Raw genomic sequence first — 3420 nt, 5'->3', positions numbered from 1 at the left:
GCCTGCTTCTATAGCTAATTGATTCAGTGTAGCGGGAGACATATAGCGATATAACTCTTCGGCAAATAAAGACAACTCTTATTTTTGATGCATATTCATAAAAAGCACGTCACCCTTTCTCATTAACATAAGAGAATAGTAACGTGCTTTTAACTTCAAGAATAGTCTAAATCCTTAAGTTGATGGATGTGTGGCGGTACCCCATTAACAGTACGTTGGTACCTGCGGTACAACTTAAGTTTCCTAGATTTGGTAGAAATGATGGAGGAACGTGGTTTATCTTTGGCTCATACTACAATTATGAGTTGGGTTCATCAATATGGGCCCGAATTGGATAAACGTATCAGACGTCATCTTAAGCAAACAAACGATTCATGGAGGGTTGACGAAACGTATATAAAAGTAAAAGGACAGTGGATGTATTTATATCGCGCCGTTGATTCTAAAGGAAACACGATTGACTTTTATCTGAGTAAAACGAGAAATCATAAGGCTGCAAAGCGATTCTTCAAGAAAGCTTTGCGGTCTCTTCATGTTTCCAAACCTCGTGTAATCACAGTTGATAAAAATCCAGCTTATCCAATTGCTATCATGGGATTAAAAAAGAGAAAAAGATGCCGCTAGGCATTCAAATTAGGCAGATAAAATATCTAAATAATATCGTAGAGCAAGGCCATCGGTTCATAAAAAAACGTATACGCCCTATGTTAGGACTTAAATCTTTTCGTACGGCTACTTCTATTCTTGCAGGAGTAGAAGCCATGCATATGATAAAAAAAGAACAGGTTGATGTACGGGATCAGTCTGCTCAAAATCAAAAACAATTCATTCAACAATTATTTGGATTAACAGCGTAAAAAGATTCCGATAGGAATCCTCATTGTTATTTGAAATGTACCTTTTATTTGCACAAGAACCGAAGAAAAGGAGTCGAAATTGACTCCTTCTTTCTTAAAAACTTGATGGACATGTATCGAAACCCTTATTAGTCAATTTTTTGCTTATTTTCACTATAAATTTCAATAGTATATGAATCATTTCCAACCCACTTATTTACTTTCTTTGTTTTGAGCAAATCATCAATTTCTTTTTCTACTTTCCTTCCAAATTCTTTGGCTTCTGGATCAGAATTATTTATTTTTGTATGTATAGCTAGAATATAAGGTTGTTTTGCTTCAAAGTTCATTTGCTGGATTCCAAAACCTTTATATTCGTTTTTTATAAACACATCATCGAAAATATAACCGAAAATTTTGTCCCATCTATTTTCTATCTTCACAATATCCATATTTTTTTCAGTTACATTAATTGTATACGGCTGAATACCTTGGTTCTTTAGCTGAGTATTAATTTCCCTTTTTACCTTTTCTGTTTTTTCAGTATCAGCTACTTCTAAATCTAATACTCTTGTTTTTTCCTCCCTTATAGAAGCGCTAAGAAAAGATTTTTCATTTACCGTATCCTTAACAGTATCCATAACTTTTGAACCTTCACTTTTTGGTTCCTCTATATCACTCTGGCAGGAGCACAATAAAACGAGGGAAAATAGAGATACAAATAACCTTTTTCCTTTTCGCATCTTAATAACCTCCTAAATGATTCTATCTTTTTGCATTAAATTTCTACAAACAAAAAAATAAGATCGGAGAATTCGATCTTATCTTTAGCACAAGGAGTAAACAAAAGTGATAACCATCATATTTTTATTATACTTTATTTTTTGTTAATTTTGAATATTAAAACCATAATTAACAAGTATATCTATATTGAGAAATTTATTACAAATTCAGTTGCAAATGTTAAAAAATCGAATGTAAACTTTTGAATATGAGTTTACATTCAAATCTTCTAAAACATTGACTTCATCTCAATTACCCTGATATCCTCAATTTACACAACAAAAGTATATATTCAAAACACTGTAAATAAAGAAGTCAAAACATATCATTGATGTACAACTCATTCAAAAAAAATTCCCTATATATTAAATAAGACTAGCTTCTCTTAAACGATATAATATGTAAATTGTATAAGGAGTTACTAAAAAAACAGCTGTATACAAACCTGGAGTATATGTTTTAACAAAGATTGTTTGTAAAACATGAACTATATTATGCAATAGTACAAATGTCAAAAAACATAAAAACAATATCGAACTCCAACTATTCTCCAAATATTGAACTTTAATAAACGTAATAATAGACATGAATAAGAAAATAAAAACATCTCTCTTTGCAAAAGACTGTGAGTTTATATTCCAAAAATCCCAAATCTTATTATTTATCCATTTGTTGTGTGCTTTAATCTTGCTTTCTTTTCTTTTAGCCCACTTTTCTACCGTTATGATTTCCTCAAAATCATGTAACATAAAAACAACGACATATAACCAAATAGCATTGTATAGCTCTAGTTTGAACAATTCTATTAACCTCCCCTTTATAAAATAAAATTACCACATTATGGGTTTTTTCGCTATTTTCCACCTTAAGTCTATATATTACATTCATATCAAGTTTACATAACCCCACTTATCGGTAGTATCCAAAAAAGCTCAGAGTTCTCATATGACTCTAAGCTTTATTTTTATATGAGGTTTATTCAAATTAAAGACCCGTTATTGAATTAGTTATTTTCAGAGAAAATATTTAATACTCTAAGAAAATAAAAAATAAAAAGCAAAAAGCAAAAATTATTAAACCTAAATCAATTAATGCTGACTTCTTATTTCCTTCTTTTAAACTTATGGTAAAACCATAAATACTTCTAACCATCCAAAAAGCTATCAAAAATAACCCACCAAAGTGGTCATTTGTATAATTATCATCAAAAAACATTTGGAATGCACCTAAAATTAATAAAATAAGTACGATATTAGTTCCTACCCTTAAAGCTTTATTTGATTTATTATTTTTCAATTTATCATCCCCAACTCAACACTCTCTCTTAAACCATGTTCTCCTTCCCCATATAACATTAAAAATTATACCATTAGTATTGGATTTATTTCCCTATATTTTTAGAGATAAAGGGAATTTCCTTGCCCAAATGAACGGCGATATAAAAGATGAAGAGTTTAATAAGTATAAGGAAGTTATGGATAAAGTAATTAAGTAAGTTAATGAATCCGTTTTCATTTTATGGAAGTTATGATAAAATTGTATTTGGATGGGAGTCCAATACATATTATTAAAAGTAAGATGGTTCAAGTCGGAGGTGGTCTTATCCCCGTCAAGTAGACAGCTTTTAAAAAAGACTAAGCAGCCATTGAGATTCGATATTCAATCGGAGCTCGATGATTGAGTCGTTTTTGGAATCGTTTGTAGTTATAATGATAGATGTACGTTTCAATTGCTTGAATCAATTCTTCTTTTGTTTGATAATCATTGAGATAAAACATTTCAGATTTAAAATGAGAAAAGG

General features: G+C 30.4%; 4 protein-coding genes and 2 pseudogenes. 2 read left to right on the top strand and 4 right to left on the bottom strand.

The window, feature by feature from the left end; translation table 11 throughout:
• Positions 1-186: 186 nt before the first annotated feature.
• Positions 187-857 (top strand): annotated as a pseudogene (locus FT637_RS29410) (IS6 family transposase).
• Positions 858-985: 128 nt separating this feature from the next.
• Here FT637_RS29410 and FT637_RS29405 read toward each other — a convergent pair.
• From FT637_RS29405 to FT637_RS29395, 3 genes are all read right to left on the bottom strand, one after another.
• Complete coding sequence (locus FT637_RS29405) at positions 986-1579, bottom strand: DUF4030 domain-containing protein (RefSeq protein WP_193649238.1); 594 nt, start codon at positions 1577-1579, stop codon at positions 986-988.
• A 405-nt stretch (positions 1580-1984) separates the two neighbouring features.
• Entirely contained in the window at positions 1985-2419 is a 435-nt protein-coding gene (locus FT637_RS29400) for an HXXEE domain-containing protein (RefSeq protein ID WP_193649237.1), read from the bottom strand.
• Between the two features lie 226 nt (positions 2420-2645).
• Positions 2646-2915 carry a hypothetical protein gene (locus tag FT637_RS29395; RefSeq protein ID WP_193649236.1) on the bottom strand — a complete coding sequence of 90 codons (270 nt, stop codon included), beginning with the start codon at positions 2913-2915 and terminating at the stop codon, positions 2646-2648.
• A gap of 109 nt (positions 2916-3024) precedes the next feature.
• Here FT637_RS29395 and FT637_RS30730 point away from each other — a divergent pair.
• Positions 3025-3114: pseudogene (locus FT637_RS30730) on the top strand (stress protein); the annotation flags it as partial.
• 139 nt (positions 3115-3253) lie between these two features.
• Here the strand turns inward: FT637_RS30730 and FT637_RS29390 are convergent.
• Positions 3254-3420, bottom strand: a 167-nt coding sequence (locus FT637_RS29390; protein WP_193649235.1) for an IS3 family transposase, incomplete at its 5' end; no start/stop codon positions are given.

Origin of the sequence: Bacillus cereus (genome assembly GCF_015071065.1) — a bacterium.
Taxonomy (GTDB): Bacteria; Bacillota; Bacilli; order Bacillales; family Bacillaceae_G; genus Bacillus_A; species Bacillus_A cereus_BA.
Note: the sequence above shows the minus strand (reverse complement) of the source record. Positions and strands in the feature narration are given on the sequence as shown.

Coding starts and splice junctions, on each gene's coding strand:
- FT637_RS29405 (WP_193649238.1), bottom strand. CDS start 1,579: ATGCGAAAAGGAAAAAGGTTATTTGTATCTCTATTTTCCCTCGTTTTA.